This window comes from Rhodopseudomonas sp. AAP120 (assembly GCF_001295845.1).
In the GTDB taxonomy this organism is placed as follows: domain Bacteria; phylum Pseudomonadota; class Alphaproteobacteria; order Rhizobiales; family Xanthobacteraceae; genus Rhodopseudomonas.
This window is the reverse complement of the sequence record NZ_LJIC01000220.1, coordinates 1-1,322: the sequence shown is the minus strand read 5'-3', so window position 1 is coordinate 1,322 and position 1,322 is coordinate 1. Positions and strand designations below refer to the sequence as shown.

Sequence of the window (1,322 nt, the reverse complement as noted above, 5' to 3'; positions counted from 1 at the left end):
GATCAAAACACACCCAAACAAAACGCCGCTTCCAACAGGAAGCGGCGTTTTGCGTTTGGAAGGCCCTTCTTCGCGATCTTTATGCGATTCCGAATGGCCTCGTTTCGCTGCGGGAGCTACAGCGGTCTGCCCGTGTTTCGGCCCAATTCCGGGCCAGACTCCGGATGCCTTGAATCGGCGCAAAGCCGGCCCTGTCCCCAGGCGGAATCACCGAGGAGAACTTCATGCGCTTCACACTTCGACCCGCTGCCCTCGCTGGAGCGGGCTGTCTGGCCCTCGCGCTCGCGTCCGTGTCCGGCACGGCGGTGCTGGCCCAGGCCGCCCAGGTCAAGCCCGCTCCCGAGGCAGCGGCGCCGTCCGAGCCGGCGCTGAAGGAGACCGTGCTCACCGACAAGCAGATTCAGGGCGTGCTGGCGGCCCACAAGGATCTCGACGCGATCGCCGCCAAGATGCCGGACGATCCGCAGGCCAAGCCGGATCCGAAGCTGGTGCAGCAGCTCGATGCCGCGGCCAAGAAGCACGGCTTTGCCGCCTATAGCGAATACGCCGACGTGATCGAGACCATCAGCATGGTGATGGCCGGCGTCGACGCCAAGACCAAGACCTATGTGGGCCCCGAGGCCGAGCTCAAGGCGCAGATCGCGCTGGTCGAGGCCGACACCAAGATGTCGGCCGACGACAAGAAGCAGGCATTGGCTGATCTCAACGAAGCGCTGAAATCGCCCGGCCCGATGGTCAAGAACCAGGGCAATATCGATCTGGTGCTGAAGAACTACGACAAGCTGGCCGAGGCGCTCGACGAAGACGAGTAGTCGACTTGCCAGCTTCGACTGCATCAACGCCGTCCCGGTTCCGGGGCGGCGTTTTTGCTTTAGGCGCGGGCGATTCTCGCCGGCCGTGCCTTGATCATCGGCATCGACACAACCCGCGGCTGATCGCTCCTCTGATTGGACGTCATGCGCGCGCGACTTAGAGGCATTACAAGCCGCTGCGCGTTCTCATCATTCCCGCACGCTGCTAAACGCCGACTGTCATTCTCTCGGGCGGAAAGCGAACTGCGGACATGTCGATCGACGAAGGACGGCTCGCGCGAGCTGGTGGACGCCAGCGAGCACAGGTTCGAGTCGGCGCCGCGGCGAGCGTGATCTGCTTCGCGACGTTCGCTCCCGCCGAGTTGGCTTTCGCGCAGTCCGGCACACAGTTGCCGTCCGTCACGGTCGAAGCGCCCAATCGCGAAGCCAAACGTGCCGCATCGGCGCCTTCGCCGCATGCGCCGCACCGCGCCGCCGTCCGCCGCGCGGCGCGCCAGCCCGCGCCGGCAC

General features: G+C 65.1%; 2 protein-coding genes. Both read left to right on the top strand.

Translation table 11 applies throughout. The features are described from left to right. The first annotated feature begins 224 nt into the window (after window positions 1-224). Window positions 225-812 (top strand): hypothetical protein, encoded by a 588-nt coding sequence (locus IP86_RS27465; RefSeq protein WP_054165629.1) that lies wholly within the window; start codon window positions 225-227, stop codon window positions 810-812. A gap of 251 nt (window positions 813-1,063) precedes the next feature. Then, window positions 1,064-1,322, top strand: a 259-nt coding sequence (locus tag IP86_RS27460) for a hypothetical protein (protein ID WP_156332640.1), incomplete at its 3' end; no start/stop codon positions are given.